The following is a 16,982-nucleotide window of genomic DNA, read 5'->3' as shown; positions in this document are numbered from 1 at the left end:
ATAAGCGCCAGCGTAATCCGGGTTGCCTCGTGTCACCTTTGGGTGCTTGGCCTTGCGCTGGTTTGCCTGCCGCTGCGACGCGGAGCGTCATGGGAGGCATTCCCACGCGGAGCGTGGGAACGATCAGATTTCGGGGCGTGTCGTTATTGCTTCGCCCTGCTCTTCCTGTTCGTCCAGGTCTTCGTCTTCTTCCTCTTCCGGGGGAGGAAGAGTTTGGGCCAGGGCGGAGGCGACGCGGCGGATGGCGGCTTGGTCGTCGCTGGGGACGGTGCGGTAGTCGATGACGACCTGGTTTTCTTCCGGGCTCAGGCTGTCGGCGGGCATGGGGGTGCGGGTTCCGGTAACGATGTAGAGGACATCGGCCCCCAGCGCAGCGATGGCCTCCAGATAGTCGGCGGTTGGGCTGCGCTCGCCCTTCTCATAGTTGTATTGCGAGTTCTTCGAACTCCCCGCCGCCTTGGCGAACTTTACTTGGCTATACCCTAAACGCTTACGTTCTTGTTTCAAACGCGAACCGATTCCCACAAACGTCTCCATTTGGCGTTGACACTCCCCGCTTTGTGGGAGAACATCAAGTTGCAAGCACACATTACTGCACTATGCCGAACGCCGCCCGATACGGGCAAGCGCTCACGCGCCCGCCTGGGCGACATTCGGCCGCCTGCGGCAGGGACGCTTTGGCCGCTCCGCACTGTTTCGCCGTCATGCGGGCGCCTGCCTTTTTCCCAGCTTTCCGACTGCACGGAGGATGCCCTCGGGCCTGCTCCTGGGCGTTGGCTGCGGGCGGTGCATCATCATCGAAGGGAGACACCATGCACGACGCCTTTTCCCCCACGCTATTCAACCGCCACGGCCAGCCGTTCCGCGCCCTACTGATCGACGATCAAGCCTGGTTTTCCCTTTCCGATCTCGCGGCCCTGCTGGGCCGCTGGCACACCCCGGAGCGGATCGCCAAGGCACTGGCAGAGGACCAGCTGCGCAGCGAATGGCTGATGACGCCCTTCGGCTTGAAGGAGGTACGGCTGGTGGATGAGTCCGGGCTGTACGCCACGCTGGTACGCGATGGCCACCCGGAAAACGAGGCGCTGCGGGCCTGGGTGGCGCGGCGGGTGATCCCGGAGCTGCGCAACAGCGAACGCAGCGACGCGGGCGCGCCGCGCTTCGGCACCTTGCAGTGGAAGGCCAGCGGGCTGCAGGTGATCCATTGGCAGGACCGGCTCTGGGTGGCGCTGGAGGATTTGCCGCAGGTGGTGCCGGGGGATGTGTTGAGGGCGGGGGTTGCTAGGGGTGCGAGTTTGTAGAGGCGAAATTATTCGCCGGTTCGCCATGGCGTAATTCGACGGTGATGCACATGGCTCCGCTCCGCCCCCTCACCCCAGCCCTCGGCTTTGGCATCCTGCGTCGCTCTACCTCCTTACATCCCTGTAGTCGTCTCTCCAAAGGGGCGAGGGAGTAGCTGGTATGGGGCTGCCGATCCGTGCAGGAGCGAATTCATTCGCCCGGCGGAGCTTCGCCCCCTTTTTTACAACTGCAAATTGTGGATCACCAGACTCGAATCGTTCGGGTCGCGTTCGGCGCGGAAGCCGAGCTGGGCGCTGAGGTCGCGGATGCGGCGGTCGTCCATCAGGTCGACGGAGATCATTTTCTCGAAGCCGTTCTGCCGGGCTTCGTCGATGAGGTGGTTCATCAGCGCGGCGGAGAGGCCCCGGCCGTGCCAATCGTCAGCCACGGCGACGGCGCATTCGCATTGCTTGTCGGCTTCGGTGGCGGCGTAGCGGCTGATGCCGACTTCCACCAGCTTGCCGTCTTCATGGGCCAGGGCGACGAAGGCCATGCGGTCCTGATAGTCCACGTCCATGAGCTGGTCGAGCAGTTGCGGGCTGACATCCTTGACCGTGCCGAGGAAGCGGAAGCGCCGTGCCTCCGGGGACATGCGCTGGATGAATTCGCGTTCGCGCTCACGGTCTTCGGGGCGCAGCGGGCGGATCAGGACGTGGGTGCCGTCGGCAAGGGACTCGACCCAGTAGGCGCTGGGTGCTTGCGGTTCAGGTTGGGGGAAGTCGAGGACTCTGGCGGTGTTGGACATGATGGGTAGGCTCCATTCGAAAATCTACCGTCATTCAAACGCCGCCAAAGATTGGGCGATTTGACCGGAGTCAACTAAAGCCCCGGCCCCCGCCCGGCGGGCCTGGGGCACAGTGTCGCAGGGGGTGTTTTCCCACCAAAAACGAGCGGGCCGGGGACTTCCGTCGCCCGGCCCGGGATGTTGCGGTGTAGCCATCAAGCAGCCGGCAGCACCCTGCCCCGGCACTCGCCGAAGCCAATGGACGGGTAGCCGTCGCGGCGGCAGCGGGCCTTGAGGATGATCTCGTCGCCGTCTTCGAGGAAGGTGCGGGTTTCGCCGCTCGGCAGGTGCAGCGGTTGCTTGCCGCCCTGGGTGAGTTCCAGAAGGCTGCCGAAGCTTTCCGGACGCTCGCCGGAGAGGGTGCCGGAGCCGAACAGGTCGCCGGGTTGCAGGCTGCAGCCATTGACGCTGTGGTGGGCGACCATCTGGGCGACGGTCCAGTACATGTTCAGCGTGTTGCTAAGGGCGATGCGCTGCGGCGCCAGGCCCTGTTCGCGCATGGCGTCGGTGAGCAGCAGCACTTCCAGTTCGATGTCCAGGGCGCCGGCCTGCTGATCGCGCTCGTCCCACAGGTAGGGCAAGGGGCGCGGATCGCCTTCAGGGCGCGGCGGTTGGGCGCAGCGGAAGGGTTCCAGGGCTTCGGCAGTAACGACCCAAGGCGACACGCTGGTGGCGAAGCTCTTGGAGAGGAACGGGCCGAGGGGTTGGTATTCCCAAGCCTGAACGTCGCGCGCGGACCAGTCGTTGAGCAGGCAGAAGCCGGCGATGTGGCTGCCCGCTTCGGCAATCGGGATGGCTTCGCCACGGGCGTTGCCTTCGCCGATCCAGATGCCCAGTTCCAGTTCGTAGTCGAGGCGCTTGCTCGGGCCGAAGCTCGGCTCGCTAGCGCCCGGTGGCAACGTCTGGCCATTGGGGCGCTTCACCGCGGCGCCGGAGACGTCGATGGTGGAAGCGCGGCCGTGGTAGCCGATGGGCACGTATTTGTAGTTGGGCAGCAACGGGTTGTCCGGGCGGAACAGTTTGCCGACGTTGGTGGCATGGTGGATGCCGACGTAGAAGTCAGTGTAGTCGCCGATCCGCGCCGGCAGGTGCAGGCGGCAGGCGTCCATGGGCTGCAGCAGGGTTTCGCCGAGGGCCTGAAGACGCTCGCGCTGGGGGCTGTCCGCATCGAGCAGGCCCAGCAGGGCTTCGCGCAGGGCGCGCCGCGCCGGGGCGCCGAGGGCGAAGAAGGCGTTGAGGCTGTCGTCGCTGGCGGCTTCGGCGGCCTGGCGGGCGGCACCGTCGAACAGGCCGGCGTCCAGCGCGGCCTTAAGGTCGAGGATGCGGTCGCCGATGGCGACACCGCCGCGCGGGGTCAGGCCGGGGCGGCTGAACACGCCCAGGGGCAGGTTGGCGAGGGAAAAGTCGGGGTGGCCGTTGGCCGAGTCCACCCAGCTACGCCGTTGGTTGTGTGCGGTCATGTCATTTCCCGTTCTGGTCGAATGTCTTGGTCAGGCCGGCCCAGCAGGCGTCGTAGTCCTGTTGCAGTTGCGGGCATTCCAGGGCGTGGCGGGTCGGCCGCAGGACCTGGCCGGTCTCGAACATGAAGGCCATGGTGTTCTCGATCTTGTGCGGCTTCAACTCGGCGGCGATGGCCTGCTCGGTGGAGGTGTGGTCCGGGCCGTGGGCGCTCATGCAGTTGTGCAGCGAGGCGCCGCCGGGTACGAAACCGCCGGCCTTGGCGTCGTAGGCGCCCTGGATCAGGCCCATGAATTCGTTCATCAGGTTGCGGTGGAACCACGGCGGACGGAAGGTGTTCTCCGCCACCATCCAGCGCGGCGGGAAGATCACGAAGTCGATGTTGGCCATGCCGTGGATCGCACTGGGCGAGGTGAGCACGGTGAAGATGGACGGATCCGGGTGGTCGTAGCTGACCGTGCCGATGGTGTTGAAGCGGCGCAGATCGTACTTGTAGGGCACGTTGTTGCCGTGCCAGGCGACGACATCCAGCGGCGAGTGGCCAAGGTCGGTGGCCCAGAGTTCGCCGAGGAATTTCTGCACCAGCCGCACCGGCTCGTCGCGCTCTTCGTAGCGGGCCACCGGGGCGAGGAAGTCGCGCGGGTTGGCCAAGCCGTTGCTACCAATGGGGCCGAGGTCGGGCAGGCGCAGGGCGCAGCCGTGGTTCTCGCAGACGTAGCCGCGGGCGCTGCCGTCCGGCAATTCGACGCGGAATTTCATGCCGCGCGGGATCACCGCGATTTCCAGGGGCTCCACCTCCAGCACGCCGAGTTCAGTGACGAGGCGCAACCGGCCGCTTTCCGGCACCAGCAGCAGTTCGCCGTCGGCGTCGAAGAACACCCGCTCCATGGAGGCGCTGGCGGCGTAGCGGTAGATGCTCGCGCCGCTGGGCTGCTCGCCTTCGCCGTTGGCGGCGATGCGCACCAGGCCGTCGATGAAGTCGGTGCCGGCAGGCGGCAGGTCCAGTGGGTCCCAGCGCAGGCGGTTGGGGGTGACCGGGCCGAGTTCGCGGCCAGCGATCTGGCGTTCGAGGCGCTGGTATTGGCCGTGTTTGGCGGAGGGGCGGATGCGGTACATCCAGGTGCGCCGCGCTTCGCTGCGCGGCACGGTGAAGGCGGTGCCGGAAAGCAGTTCGGCGTATAGCCCGTAGGGCACCTTCTGCGGGGAGTTCTGCCCCTCCGGCAGGGCTCCGGGCAGCGCTTCGCTGGCGAATTCGTTGCCGAAGCCCGATTGGTAGGAAAGGGCTGCAGCGGATTGTTCTTGTGTGCGCATGGCCTTCTCTCGCATTTTGCGTAAACGATTTACGCAAAAAGTAATTTGATTGACCCAGAGCGTCAAGCTATAAAACCGCCTTCCCTCGCAGGCAGTTGAGTTCATGACAAGCGATATCGCAGAGACAGCGCCCAGGCGGCAGAAGGTTCAGGCCGCGGAAGTCGGCACGGACATCCTCAAGGGGTTGGCGGAACTGGCGCCGGCTACCTCGCTGTCGCGGCTGGCGGAGCACGTCGGCATGCCGGCAAGCAAGGTGCACCGCTACTTGCAGGCGCTGATCGCCAGCGGCTTCGCCGAGCAGGACCCGGCCACCAATCACTATGGCTTGGGCCAGGCAGCGTTGTTCGTCGGCTTGGCCGCGCTGGGCCGGCTGGATGTGGTGAAGGTGGCCACGCCTTGCCTGGCGGAGCTGCGCGACGAGCTGAACGAGACCTGCTTCCTCGCCGTATGGGGCAATCGCGGACCGACGGTGGTGCATGTGGAACAGGCGGTGCGGGCGATCACCCTGGTCACCCAAGTGGGTTCGGTGCTACCGCTGCTGGGGTCGTCCACCGGGTTGGTGTTCAACGCCTTCCTGCCCGAACTGGAAACCGCGCCTCTGCGCGAAGAGGAATTGAAGGCAGCGGGCGCGCCCTCGTCTCAGGAGCTGCTGGCGACTGTCGAGGCGATCCGCGCGACGCATCTGCAATCCGTGCATGGGTTGCTGATGGCCGGCGTGAATGCGCTCTCGGCGCCGTTGTTCGCGGCGGGCGGGCGGTTGGTGGGGGTGATCACGGTGGTCGGTGCCGAACCGGGGTTCAAGGCGGAGCCGGATGGAGCCGCGGCACGGCGGTTGTTGGAGGGGGCGCGGTTGATCAGCGGGCGGATGGGGGGTGAGGTTTTGTAGGAACGCTGTTTGTTGTGCACTCCAGCGATACATTCTCGTGTTGCCGACCGACGCCCCTCACAACTGGGCGTCTCCCCTCGTCTTCGGCTTTGATGTAATGGCCTAATTTTCGTGGCCACCTCCCAACGAGGCCCCAGAAAGACATGACATTCCCCATGTATCGTCTTGCGGCTTGATTTAATTTCCGAGTTAACACTTTCTACAATACAGTTCGCCATTGCAACGCCATCATTCAGATGGCCTTATTCGTCCCCTGCAATGTGAAGCATTTCAGTGAAATCATTATGACCTGCCACTTAATATGCTCAGCGACATTTCTCTTCGGTATTAACGTTCCAGTATGAGAATTCGCCCAGCAAACATATTCAGCGGAGTTTACAAATGTATTTACGCAAAAAAAGCACCATACTAGCTATTATTACAACCTGCCTGTTATCTTCGGCTTCAGTGGCCCTTGCCTCAGGTAAGGCTGGTCCGGGTCGGCACTATTTGATGGTTCTTACTCATGCCAAAATCTCTTCAATTCGCGTATTTTTTGCCGATAATCGTGGGTACTGGCATAACAGATGTGTAGACATCAGCCGCCGAAGCGGATGGAAAAGCACGAATATCCGTGTATTCAACGGTTCCCCGGTATACGCACAAACCTTCTCCCAGCCCACATGCCTTGGGTATATCACTACCACTGAAGGGGATACCGTACCTGGTGAAAACGGACTAACCAATTTTTGGTACAGCAAAGCAGCCCAATAATCGCGCAATAAATCTTGCAAGAAATAAACAAGGAGCCCCCGGCTTTGCCGTGGGCTCTTTGAGTTTTGTGATGCAGTCACTGTCGATACAGAATTCCTGCTGGAGAAGTGAAAGGTATTTCTCTCGATGAGGTAATGTCGGATCCAAGTTACATAGACATGCATTCGCCCAACGGTCCCCATCCCGGATATTTGACTCTGCCGTAGCCCCTGCTATATCTCCTCCATCGCCGATTGCGCAGAGGTGTCAGGGATGTTCTGCACTCAACAGGGATGTGGCAAAAGCTGGAACGCAGGCGAGCAATTTCCCCTCTGCATCACCAACCCATGCCCCTTGCGGCAGTACCGCGACTCTCAGGTCCAGGCGCCGCGCTTCAATGCCAAGACGCAGGTCGACGTGAAGTTCGGCGAGAAGAGCGCCGGCGTGGTCGCCTCCATCGACAAGATCCGCAGCGACATCACGCAGCCCTTGCAGCCCTACGCCATGCAGGGTGAGGAAAAGGCGACCACCACCGTTACCCTGCCGAGCGGTCTGACGGAGAGCTACAGCACCGACACCAACATGCATTCTGAAATGCGCGCCCTGCAGGCCATGCTGCATCGCGGTTACTGGGTGCTGCGGTACGGCCGGGTTTTCCTCGCCAACGGCCAGGCGGTGCCCGCCACGCATTTCGTCACCGACCAGCCGCACTGCGGCTTCTGCACCATCGTCCTGGCGGCGCTGGGCCTGCCATTGACCAGCCCGACCTCGGGCAACCACAAGTACGGCTGCAATGCGATCTACCCGCTCCCGCCGCAACTGCGCCGCGACGTGATGTTCATCATCCGCCTGATCAATCGCGGCAGCATGGAGTACACGGCACTGAAGCGGCTGCTCAACGTCTTCGTCAACGCGCCCGCCGCCAGTTGGCTGTTGCAGATCAACGATTTCCTGCTGGTGTCGGATACCGTCAGTTGCACTTTCGATAACCTGCCCAAGGGTTTCGATCCACGCGAGCACCGCATCCTGCACCTGAACGATTTCCTGGATAACGAGGAGAAGCTGAACCTGCTCTGGACATTCATCCTGATGAAGTTCTACGAGTCGAATAAGTCGACGAAGTGAAGCGCTTGCCCCTCGGGAAAACACGATGCTCGCCCACCAATCCACCGCCGTCGCCACCCGCGCCTTGCTCACCGCCCAGGGAGGCAGCCCGGACGACTTCGGCACCACCTCGCCCCCGGCCAATTTCACTGCCCCCACGTTCACGATCCATTGCGTGCCGGTGAATGTGAATACGTGGTCGGCCTCCGTCCAGCTCACCCAGCCCGCCCATGAGGGCGACAACCACGCCTTCCATCTCGGGCCGGGGCTGCACTCGACGAACCTCATGTTCTGGTATGGCTCATTGACGAATTTTGTCGCGGGGCCGGGGAACCGTCGCATCTACGTCGAAGTGTCCCAGGCGATTGCCACCGATTCGCAGCATGCGGAGGAAGAGCATTGCCGGGACATCCTTCGCGCCTATGACATCACCTTGCGGGCGGTGCAGAACGCCGTGCAGGCTGCCGTCACCGGCGGCCCCTACGTGGCCGCCAGCCAGGCCGGTGCGATCCAGGCGGCCAAGCAGGCGATCGTCAACGGGCTGCATCCGCGCCTCCAGGCACTGTTCCAACAGGCCAGTCTGCCCAACGGCTACAACATGGCGCTGCTGGGTCAGGGACTGGGTAGGCTCTATCTCGATATCTGCGACCTGAGCCAGGGGCGAGACGCACAGGGCTGGCATTACTTCGAGCCGGATCGGACTGGCGAGTCCTGGAGCGTCTGGTCCTGGACTGAATACGCCGGGGCCAAAGTGTTGCCTGGCTGGGCCCGCCAGGGTGTCTTCGGCGAAGTGAAGGACATTCGCAAGCTGGTGCGCGGTCCTCACTTTTCGGTGAATACCACGCCCAGCAACTCCATCATCGTTCTGTGATCAGGTGTTCTCCCCCGCCGCTGCCAGAATCCACTCGCCGAACGCCCGCATCGCCGGCGTCTCTGCCTTCGACTTTTGCCAGACCAGCCAATAGCTGCCGGCTTTCACCTCGATAGCGAACGGTCGCACCAGGCGGCCGGTACGTAATTCCTGTTCGAACATGACCGGCGGTGCCAGGGCGATGCCGTTGCCCTGGACCGCCGCCTCCACCATCAGCCGCGAGGAGTCGAATACCGGGCCGCGTACCGGGCGTGGCGGGATGCCGGCCGCAGCGAACCAGTTGGGCCAGTCGTCGGCACGGTAGGAGCGCAGCAGGGTTTCGTCGGCCAGATCCTCGGGGCCTTGCAGCCGTTCGGCGATCTCCGGCGCGCAGAGGACGCTGAGCGGCGCCTCGAGGAGGTGGCTGGCGACCAGGCCGGGCCAGGTGCCGTCGCCGAAGCGGATGGCCAGGTCGAGCCCTTCCGCCGCCAGATCGACCACGTTGTTGTGGGTGAGCAAACGTAGCTCGACGAAGCGATGGGCATCCTGGAACGCCTTCATGCGCGGCATCAGCCAGCCCACGGCGAATGTGCCGACCACTCCCACCGTCAGCACTTCATGGAAGTGTCCGCCCTCGAACTGCCGCAGTACCGCTTCGATGCGGTCGAAGGCGTCGGTGAGCACCGGGCGCAGCGCCATGCCCTCGTCGGTCATGCCCAGGCCGCGCGGCAGGCGTTTGAATAGCGGTGCGCCGAGCCGCTCCTCAAGCTGGCGCACCTGCTGGCTGACAGCGGCCTGGGTGACGTTCAGCTCTTGGGCAGCCCGGGTGAAGCTAAGGTGACGGGCGGCGGATTCGAAGGCGCGGAGGGCCTTGAGCGGGAGATAGGGGCGCATGGAGACATCGCTGTCATAAGTTTTCCTGTCGGGTCGGTAAACATATCATCGTTTGTCCCCTGCCCCGCTCTGGTCGATAGTCGCCGCTCCACAAGGAGGACATTGGATGATTGGCAGACGTGCATTCACAGGAGCGATGATGGCCGGCTCCCTAGCTGGCCTTATGGGTATTCGGTTCGGTATCGCCGGCGAACGGGCATCCGACCAGGACATCGAGCGCCGGCTGGCCGGGATAGAGGAAGGCGTTGGCGGCCGTCTCGGGGTGGCACTGCTGGACCTCGGCACGGGCCTGCGGGCCGGCTGGCGCCAGGACGAACGCTTCCCGATGTGCAGCACTTTCAAGTTTCTCGCCGCCGCGGCGATTCTTGCCCGCCAGGACCAGGGGCTGGACAGCCTCGGACGCCGGGTGAAATTCACGACAGCCAATCTCGTCGAGTATTCGCCGGCTACCGGTCCGCGCGCCGACGGCGAAGGCATGACCCTGGCCGAGCTGTGCGAAGCGGCCGTCACCCTGAGCGACAACACCGCCGGCAACCTGATGCTGAACAGCTTGGGCGGGCCGGAAGGACTCACCGCCTTTGCCCGCAGCCTGGGCGATGAGGTGACCCGCCTCGACCGCTACGAAACCGCGTTGAACGAAGCCCTCCCCGGCGACCCGCGCGACACGACCACGCCTGCCGCCATGCTCGACGATATGCGCAAACTGCTGTTGGGCTCGGCACTGTCGCCGGCCTCACGCGAGCGTCTGCTGGGCTGGCTGGTCGCCAACAAGACCGGCGCTGCCCGCCTCCGGGCCGGCCTGCCGAAGGACTGGCGCGTCGGCGACAAGACCGGTTCCGGCGATCGCGGCACCGCCAACGACATTGCCATTCTCTGGCCGCCCGGACGCGAACCGGTACTGGTAACCGTCTACCTCACCGGAAGCGACACGGACATGAATCGGCGCAATGCGGCCATCGCCGAGGTCGGCAGGCTGGTGGCGGGGCTCTGATTTTCGCCGGTAGTCAGCGCTTACATGGTCAGGTCGGATGCCTGGGGCACGTACAAACGCGCCCAGGCTATCCGCCTGCTTCAATCGGGCATTGAGTTCACTACGGCTTGGCAGCGAACAGCCCGAACTCGCCGAGCGCGATGAAGGCGCCATCGCCATTGTTGGCCGTAATGTTGAGGCGGTAGTAGCGATAGGCGGCCGGATTTGCGACCTCGTAGGTCTTCATCACGTAGCGCCAGACGAACATCTGGTTACTTTGCGTGTCGAGCGTGGTCCAGCTGACGCCGTCGTTGGAGCCCTGGAACTGCCAATCCTTCGGATCGCGCTCAATCTTGTCGAAGGAGTTGGCGACCGTATAGCGCTGGACGACCTCCGTGCGGCCGAGGTCGTACTGCAGCCAGCCAGTCACGCCCCCGTAGAACCATTCCGTCAGCGAGTTCTGGTCAAAGGCAGTCTGGGCGTTGGTCGGGTTGTTGGCGCTGTCGTTGGCAGCGCCGCCGGTAGCGACGTAGACCAGCGGGCGAGCCGGTGTGGCGCTGTCCTCGGGAGAACTATCGCTCGTACCGGCGGAGTTGCTCGCCGTGACGGTGTAATAGTAGGTCGTGCCGTTGGTCACCGACGTGTCCGTGTAGCTGCTGCCCGTGATGCCCGACGCGATGGTCGAGTAGGAGCCACCCCGGGAGGTGGAGCGCTTGACCGTATAGCTGGTGGCCCCGAAGGATGCCTGCCAGCGCAGCGGGACGGCGCCATCGCCTGGCGCGGCCAACAGGGCGGCAGGCGCAGCGGGGGGAAAGATCGGCGCGCCACCGTCGCCACCGGTGATCTGGACGTTGCTGAAGGTGGAGCTGCTCAGTACGCCGTTACTGGCCGAGGAAACCACCAGGCCGACATAGATCGTATCGGGCACGGGGGCGTCGATACGACCGACATTGGTAGCCGCCCAGTTGGTGCCGTCAGGAGACACGTAGCCGGTAATGATGTTGCCAATACGCTCCAGCTTCACCCAGTACGATGGCAAGGATCGGGCGAGGACTTTGTTCCCGTAGTTGGTACCACCATATACGACGAGGTTCGGCATGTTCTGCTCGAGATTGCCCCCACCGGTGATGGCCATCCAGGCGCGGGGAGCGCCCTGATCGAGGCTCGTGCGCATCATCACGCCGGCCTTGGCGGATAGGCTGGAGGCTTGAACCGACTCGACCTTCGCTATGATGGCACTGTTGCCGGTGATGGCCTTGTAAGCGAAGTGACCGCTGTCGCCTGCTTTCCAGATATCGAAACCCGCTCCCTCCACCGTCCATTTGCCCAGGCCGTCGAGGTAAGTGGCCTTGCCGGCCGGGGTAGCGCCCCCGATGTCGACACTGCTGAATCCCGAGGTGATCGAGGCGGTCGATGGGATGGGGAGCGCAGGTCCGGGCACCGCCCTCGAGGTATCGGAGTCCTTCAAGAACATGAAGCTGGAGCCGTCCGTCGGCATCCACAGGCGCCGCTGAACGATAAAAGGTGCCTGCAGGCCCTTGCGCAGGACGTAAGCGCCATAAATCTGGTTGAGCGCGATGTTCCCGCCGAAGCCCCCTCCCCAACCGCGGTTGGTGTTATCAACGGTGTAGTACGCGTCGGTGGTGCCGAAAGGAAGGGCCGTCGTGGGTACGAGTTCGTTCACCCTGGCAAAGTATTCACCCGCCGCCAGCAGGCGGTTATCAAAATCGGAATAAACGTCGATGCCCTGCTTCCAGAGCGCCTCGGCAAGCATCACCAGTGACCGGAGTTGCCCATAGGCGTGCCCCTGGTCGCGAAGGTAATCGCCGAGCATACCGATGTCGTTGGAGCTGCGCAGACCGATGTGGGCGAGCGTGCGGGTCTGATAGACGACCCTGTTCAGCGTCTCGATATCGTCGTTGTAGATCGCCATCAAACCGAGGGCAACAAGGGCCAGTGCGCCCTTGTTGGCGGCCCCGAACTGGCTTTCCCCATAGGGGTTCGACGCGGGCATCAGCACGTCTTTGAAATACTTCTTGACGACCGCCGTGTCGGCTTCACTCCAGCCCTGCCATGTACCGCGCAGGATGTCAGCGCCACCCACGAACATGTAGGCGTAGTCGCCCAGATCGAGCATCGACTCGCGTCCCGCGAACTTGGTGTGGGTGGTGGCCCAGGCAAGTAGAATCTCACGCGCTTTCTCCGCGTATCGGTCTTCTTGGGTGAAGTACCACATCCGCGAGAGATTCCAGATCGCGACCATGTCGTTGCGCCAGGGCCAGAGGTTCTCGTTCGGAGCGCGGCTCACTTTCGCGAACGGGCCGGCCATGCCATAGGTGGACTGAGCCTTGCCGTCCTTCGCCAACAGGTTATAGGCCGACTTCCACGGCTCCCGGCCTTCTTCGATGTATGCCTTGAGGGTCTGGAGATCCGAGAGAGTCAGCGGAGCGCCTGGATGCTGAAGAACACGGACCTCGGGGACGGCTGGTTCCGTGACAATGGGAGCCTCCGGCTCATCTGGTTCTGGGGCAGCGGGGGTGGGGGCGGGTGCCTCCGGTTCGTCCGGCTCCGTGACGACGGGAACCTCCGGCTCGACAGGAGCCACGACAACGGGGACCGCAGGGTTGTCTCTCGGCTTGGAGCTACTTCCCCCTTTCTCCAGACAACCCACGAGCACCGTCGAACTCAAAACGAGTAGCACGGCAGCAAAACTGATTCGATCAAACATAAAGGCATTCCCAAAAAAGGGCGGAAAGACAGAGGCGTCACAATGACTGGTGCCTCATCTGCCCGGGCGTGCCGGCAGTTATGTTCTGTGGTAACGGGTAACCGCTGTTTGATCAACGCGATATCCCGGACTTTGCGGACAGGATCATCGCCTTGGCGTGACATACTGCCCGATTATGGTGATACGGACCTGCGTCTGCCGTTGTCGGGCCTGGGATCGTTAGTGGACTAATGACTGAGGTCCATGCCCTCAGAACGAGCGGATCATCCGCCCCAATAGCTCCATCGCCCGCTCGCTGCGAGCATCCCACGGATGCCCGTGGTTGAGCCGGGCGCAGTTGCGAAAGCGCTGGGTCGCCGAAAAGATCGGCCCCGGCGCCAGGCTGATGCCCTGGGCCAGGGCCAGTTGCAGCAGTTGCAGCGAATCCACCTGCTCGGGGAATTCGAACCAGAGGAAATAGCCGCCGCTGGGCCGGGTCACCCGCGTGCTGGCCGGGAAGTGCCGGGCCGCCGAGGCGAGCATGGCGCCCTGTTGCATTTCCAACGCATGGCGCAGCTTGCGCAGGTGGCGGTCATAGCCACCATGTTGCAGGTAATCGGCGATGGCCGCCTGGGCCGGCACCGAGGGGGAAATAGTGGTCATCAGCTTGAGCCGGCTGATCTGCTCGGCGAAGCGCCCGCCAGCCACCCAGCCGATGCGGTAGCCGGGCGCCAGGCTCTTGGAGAAGGAGCCGCAGTGCATCACCAGCCCGTCGCGGTCGAAGCTTTTCACCGGCTTCGGCGGCTCCTTGGTGAAGTACAACTCGGCATAGACGTCGTCCTCGATCAGCGGTACCTGATGGCGCCGGAGCAAGGCATGCAGCGCCTGTTTTTTCCCAGCCCCCATGCTCGCCCCCAGCGGGTTCTGTAGACTGCTCATGAACCAGCAGGCCTTGATCGGCAGGCGCCCCAGGCTATCGGCCAGCACGTCCAGGTCGATGCCTTCGCGCGGGTGAACAGGGATTTCCACCGCCTTCAGCTTGAGCCGCTCCAGCACCTGCAACGTCGCGTAGAACGCCGGCGACTCGATGGCCACCAGATCGCCCGGCGCGGTGACCACCTGCAGGCACAGGTTGAGCGCCTCCATCGCCCCGCTGGTGATCACCAACTCCTCCATCGGCAGCATCACGCCGCTGACCCTGTAGCGCAGGGCGATTTGCCGGCGCAGGTCGGGGTTGCCGGCGGTCATCTCGGCGATCACCTCGCGCGCCAGCATGTTGCGCACGCTCTGCGCCATCGAGCGCGCCAGGCGGGCCATGGGAAACAGTTCCGGGCTGGGGAAGGCCGAGCCGAAGGGCACGGTCTCCGGGTCGCGCAACGAGGCGAGCACCGAGAACACCAGTTCGCTGACGCCGACGTCAGTGGTCTGGGCCACCCGCGTGCCGATGTCCGGCTCGTGCAACGGCCGCTTGGCGTGCTCGCGGACGAAGTAGCCGGAGCGCGCCCGCGCCTGAATCAGGCCACGGTCTTCCAGCAGGTAATAAGCCTGGAACACCGTGGATGGGCTGACCCCATAGGTGCGGCTGGCGTGGCGCACCGAGGGCGCCCGCTCCCCCGGTGCGAGCACGCCGGTTCGGATCAGCTCGGCGATTTCGTCGGCAAATTTCTCGTAGCGCTTCATCCTGTCCTGGCTCAGCGGGGACGATGCGGCCGAGTCTAAAGGCACTGGCGGCCACATGGCAGCTTCCCTCAACGAACGGGCGCGACGAAGGTACTCTCGGTGCCCACCCGGCTCGTCGGGTCCGCCAGATCGACGACTTCGAAGCGCAGGGTCCGCGCCGTGATGTGGGCCGTTTCATCGATAAGCGCCACGCTCACCGGCAGATCGAGGATTTCCCCTGGCTCCAGGCTCAGCCGGCGCTGTCCGTGGAGTTCGAACGGTCCATCGGTGAGCGAAATAGCGTACTGGCGGGTCTGCTGGGTCTTGTTGATCACCTTGAGCCTATAGGCGTTCTCGATCTGCCCGGCGGCGTTTTCGCGGAACAGCGTGCGGTCCTTGGTCACGTCCAGGGAAATCAACGGGCGCTCCTGCAAGGCCCAGACGAACGCGCCGATCATCACCACCATCGCCACCGCGTAACCCACCAGGCGCGGGCGCAGGTAGCGGGTCCGGCCACCTTGCAAGGCGCGTTCGGAGGTATAGCGGATCAGCCCGCGGGTATAGCCCATCTTGTCCATCACGCTATCGCAGGCATCGACGCAGGCACCGCAACTGATGCAGTCCAGTTGCAGCCCGTCGCGGATGTCGATACCGGTCGGGCAGACCTGGACGCAGACGGTGCAGTCGATGCAATCGCCCAGGCCCTGGGCACGCGGGTCGCTGCCGATCTTGCGGGCACCCCGGCTTTCGCCACGCGCCGCGTCATAGGAGACGATCAGGGTGTCGCGATCGAACATCACGCTCTGGAAGCGCGAATACGGGCACATATGCAGACACACCTTCTCCCGCAACCAGCCAGCATTCACGTAGGTGGCGGCGGTGAAGAAGAACACCCAGAAGCCGGTGGCCGCGTCCACCTGGAGTGTGAACAGATCGCGGACCAACTCGCGCACCGGGGTGAAATAGCCAACGAAGGCCAACGCCGTAGCCAGGCTGACCGCCAGCCAGAGGGCATGCTTGGTGGTGCGGCGCAGCAGCTTGCCGGCCGACCAGGGCGCGGCGTCCAGCTTGATGCGCTGGTGCCGGTCGCCCTCGGTGATCTTCTCCGCCCACATGAAAACCCAGGTCCAGGTGCTCTGCGGGCAGGCATACCCGCACCAGACCCGCCCGGCCAGCACCGTGATGAAGAACAGGCCGAACGCGGCAATGATCAACAGCGCCGAGAGCAGAATGAAATCCTGCGGCCAAAAGGTCGCACCGAAGATGTGGAACTGCTGCCTGCCCAGGTCCCAGAGCACCGCCTGGCGACCGTCCCAGTCCAGCCATGCCGTCCCGAAAAACAACAGAAACAGCAATCCTCCTCCCACCAGGCGCCAGTTGCGGAAACGCCCGCTGAAACTGCGGGTATGAATGGGCCCGCCGCTCTGCGCGGGCGTAAGGCGGATCGGCTTGCCGGCATCGACGGTCTCGATGATCCGGGCGGGAATACGTTGGGTCATGATGATGCCCCGTCAGGCTGTTTCAGGCGGGGTGATCATCGGACGAGCGCTGTTTTCATAACAGACTCAGGTGAAGCGGGAAAATGCGGATCAGATGGATGCATTAGCATCTGGATATGCATGCTTTGCGGGGCCCGCCCTCCCCTCACGTCATCAAGAAATTTTCATTTACCCTTAACTTTTCCGCGAAACGAGGAATAGAGGGAGACAAGAGAGCCGAAACGCCGGATGGCGGGCTGATGTCTGTGGGGCTGCGGATTGGCGGCTTGGGAAGGATTGGGGGAAGGGAAATGGTGGCGGTCGTTACCGGTGGTGGCCTGGGTCTGTTCAACACGTCGCTGAACATGCTGGGGGGAGCGGGTGTATCGGGCCAGGGTGGTTTTGGCCAGGCGGGTGGTCAGGCGCTGGTTAATACGGGTAGCGGTAATCTGGTGCTGCAGTTTACCGACCGGCAGTTGTCGGGGCTGGGGCTGGATCTGCTGCACACCCGGACCTACAACACCCAGGGTACTTATGGGGACGTCGAGGGGGATGGCTGGCGCCAATGTGGTTGGCAGTACTCACAACGATGCCACCATCTTCAAACCTTATGACCCCGACGAGTGATCGGCAATACCTCCCTCACCCCCAAGAGCCCACCACCCCCTAAGGATGGTCTGAAAAAGCCAGTCCTTGAAAAATACGCCCCAGCAACCATGCGGGTTACAGAGCGGCTGCTTCGCAAATTCAGGGCTTTTTCAGATGGTATGGACGCCTCCCCCCGGCAGCGGGCCGACCGCAGCAGCGT

The 16,982-nt window shown here is 63.5% G+C and carries 14 protein-coding genes and 1 pseudogene; 7 read left to right on the top strand and 8 right to left on the bottom strand.

The window, feature by feature from the left end; genetic code table 11:
- Positions 1-123: 123 nt before the first annotated feature.
- On the bottom strand, positions 124-525 hold the full coding sequence (locus BZL41_RS00500) for a helix-turn-helix domain-containing protein (RefSeq protein ID WP_095597483.1): 402 nt from the start codon (positions 523-525) through the stop codon (positions 124-126).
- A gap of 287 nt (positions 526-812) precedes the next feature.
- On the opposite strand from BZL41_RS00500, the gene BZL41_RS00495 reads away from it, so the two are divergent.
- The gene (locus BZL41_RS00495; protein ID WP_168190892.1) at positions 813-1,301 is read left to right on the top strand and encodes a BRO family protein; all 489 of its coding nucleotides are present in this window, start codon (positions 813-815) and stop codon (positions 1,299-1,301) included.
- 221 nt (positions 1,302-1,522) lie between these two features.
- Here BZL41_RS00495 and BZL41_RS00490 read toward each other — a convergent pair whose 3' ends face one another.
- The 3 genes from BZL41_RS00490 to hmgA all read right to left on the bottom strand — a co-directional run bounded on the left by BZL41_RS00490 (position 1,523) and on the right by hmgA (position 4,894).
- The gene (locus tag BZL41_RS00490) at positions 1,523-2,086 is read right to left on the bottom strand and encodes a GNAT family N-acetyltransferase (protein WP_095597481.1); all 564 of its coding nucleotides are present in this window, start codon (positions 2,084-2,086) and stop codon (positions 1,523-1,525) included.
- A gap of 194 nt (positions 2,087-2,280) precedes the next feature.
- Positions 2,281-3,585, bottom strand: a complete 1,305-nt coding sequence (gene fahA, locus BZL41_RS00485; RefSeq protein WP_095597480.1) for a fumarylacetoacetase — start codon at positions 3,583-3,585, stop codon at positions 2,281-2,283.
- Between the two features lies 1 nt (position 3,586).
- On the bottom strand, positions 3,587-4,894 hold the full coding sequence (gene hmgA, locus BZL41_RS00480; protein ID WP_095597479.1) for a homogentisate 1,2-dioxygenase: 1,308 nt from the start codon (positions 4,892-4,894) through the stop codon (positions 3,587-3,589).
- Positions 4,895-4,997: 103 nt separating this feature from the next.
- Here hmgA and BZL41_RS00475 point away from each other — a divergent pair, with 103 nt between their 5' ends.
- The 3 genes from BZL41_RS00475 (at position 4,998) to BZL41_RS00465 (ending at position 8,487) form a co-directional block, all read left to right on the top strand.
- A complete protein-coding gene (locus BZL41_RS00475) occupies positions 4,998-5,780 on the top strand; it encodes an IclR family transcriptional regulator (protein WP_095597478.1) in 783 nt (260 codons plus the stop codon).
- 1,005 nt (positions 5,781-6,785) lie between these two features.
- Positions 6,786-7,637 carry a hypothetical protein gene (locus tag BZL41_RS00470; RefSeq protein ID WP_095597477.1) on the top strand — a complete coding sequence of 284 codons (852 nt, stop codon included), beginning with the start codon at positions 6,786-6,788 and terminating at the stop codon, positions 7,635-7,637.
- Positions 7,638-7,662: 25 nt separating this feature from the next.
- Entirely contained in the window at positions 7,663-8,487 is an 825-nt protein-coding gene (locus tag BZL41_RS00465; protein ID WP_095597476.1) for a hypothetical protein, read from the top strand.
- On the opposite strand, the gene BZL41_RS00460 is transcribed toward BZL41_RS00465, so the two are convergent.
- The gene (locus BZL41_RS00460) at positions 8,488-9,360 is read right to left on the bottom strand and encodes a LysR family transcriptional regulator (RefSeq protein WP_095597475.1); all 873 of its coding nucleotides are present in this window, start codon (positions 9,358-9,360) and stop codon (positions 8,488-8,490) included.
- A gap of 106 nt (positions 9,361-9,466) precedes the next feature.
- Between BZL41_RS00460 and bla the strand changes: the two genes are divergently transcribed.
- On the top strand, positions 9,467-10,351 hold the full coding sequence (gene bla / locus BZL41_RS00455; RefSeq protein ID WP_095597474.1) for a class A beta-lactamase: 885 nt from the start codon (positions 9,467-9,469) through the stop codon (positions 10,349-10,351).
- Between the two features lie 100 nt (positions 10,352-10,451).
- On the opposite strand, the gene BZL41_RS00450 is transcribed toward bla, so the two are convergent.
- On the bottom strand, positions 10,452-13,058 hold the full coding sequence (locus BZL41_RS00450) for a discoidin domain-containing protein (RefSeq protein ID WP_177409974.1): 2,607 nt from the start codon (positions 13,056-13,058) through the stop codon (positions 10,452-10,454).
- 46 nt (positions 13,059-13,104) lie between these two features.
- Here BZL41_RS00450 and BZL41_RS28935 point away from each other — a divergent pair.
- A pseudogene (locus BZL41_RS28935) lies at positions 13,105-13,241 on the top strand (IS5/IS1182 family transposase); the annotation flags it as partial.
- A 66-nt stretch (positions 13,242-13,307) separates the two neighbouring features.
- Here BZL41_RS28935 and mapR read toward each other — a convergent pair.
- Together mapR and ccoG are read right to left on the bottom strand one after the other, a co-directional pair.
- On the bottom strand, positions 13,308-14,717 hold the full coding sequence (mapR, locus tag BZL41_RS00445) for a GntR family transcriptional regulator MpaR (protein ID WP_095597473.1): 1,410 nt from the start codon (positions 14,715-14,717) through the stop codon (positions 13,308-13,310).
- 68 nt (positions 14,718-14,785) lie between these two features.
- Positions 14,786-16,195 (bottom strand): cytochrome c oxidase accessory protein CcoG, encoded by a 1,410-nt coding sequence (gene ccoG / locus BZL41_RS00440; protein WP_095597472.1) that lies wholly within the window; start codon positions 16,193-16,195, stop codon positions 14,786-14,788.
- Between the two features lie 239 nt (positions 16,196-16,434).
- On the opposite strand from ccoG, the gene BZL41_RS00435 reads away from it, so the two are divergent.
- A complete protein-coding gene (locus BZL41_RS00435) occupies positions 16,435-16,788 on the top strand; it encodes a DUF6531 domain-containing protein (protein ID WP_095597471.1) in 354 nt (117 codons plus the stop codon).
- Positions 16,789-16,982 lie beyond the last annotated feature (194 nt).

It is taken from the genome of Pseudomonas sp. PIC25, assembly GCF_002286785.1.
GTDB lineage: Bacteria > Pseudomonadota > Gammaproteobacteria > Pseudomonadales > Pseudomonadaceae > Pseudomonas_M.
This window is presented reverse-complemented; position numbering and strand designations above follow the sequence as displayed.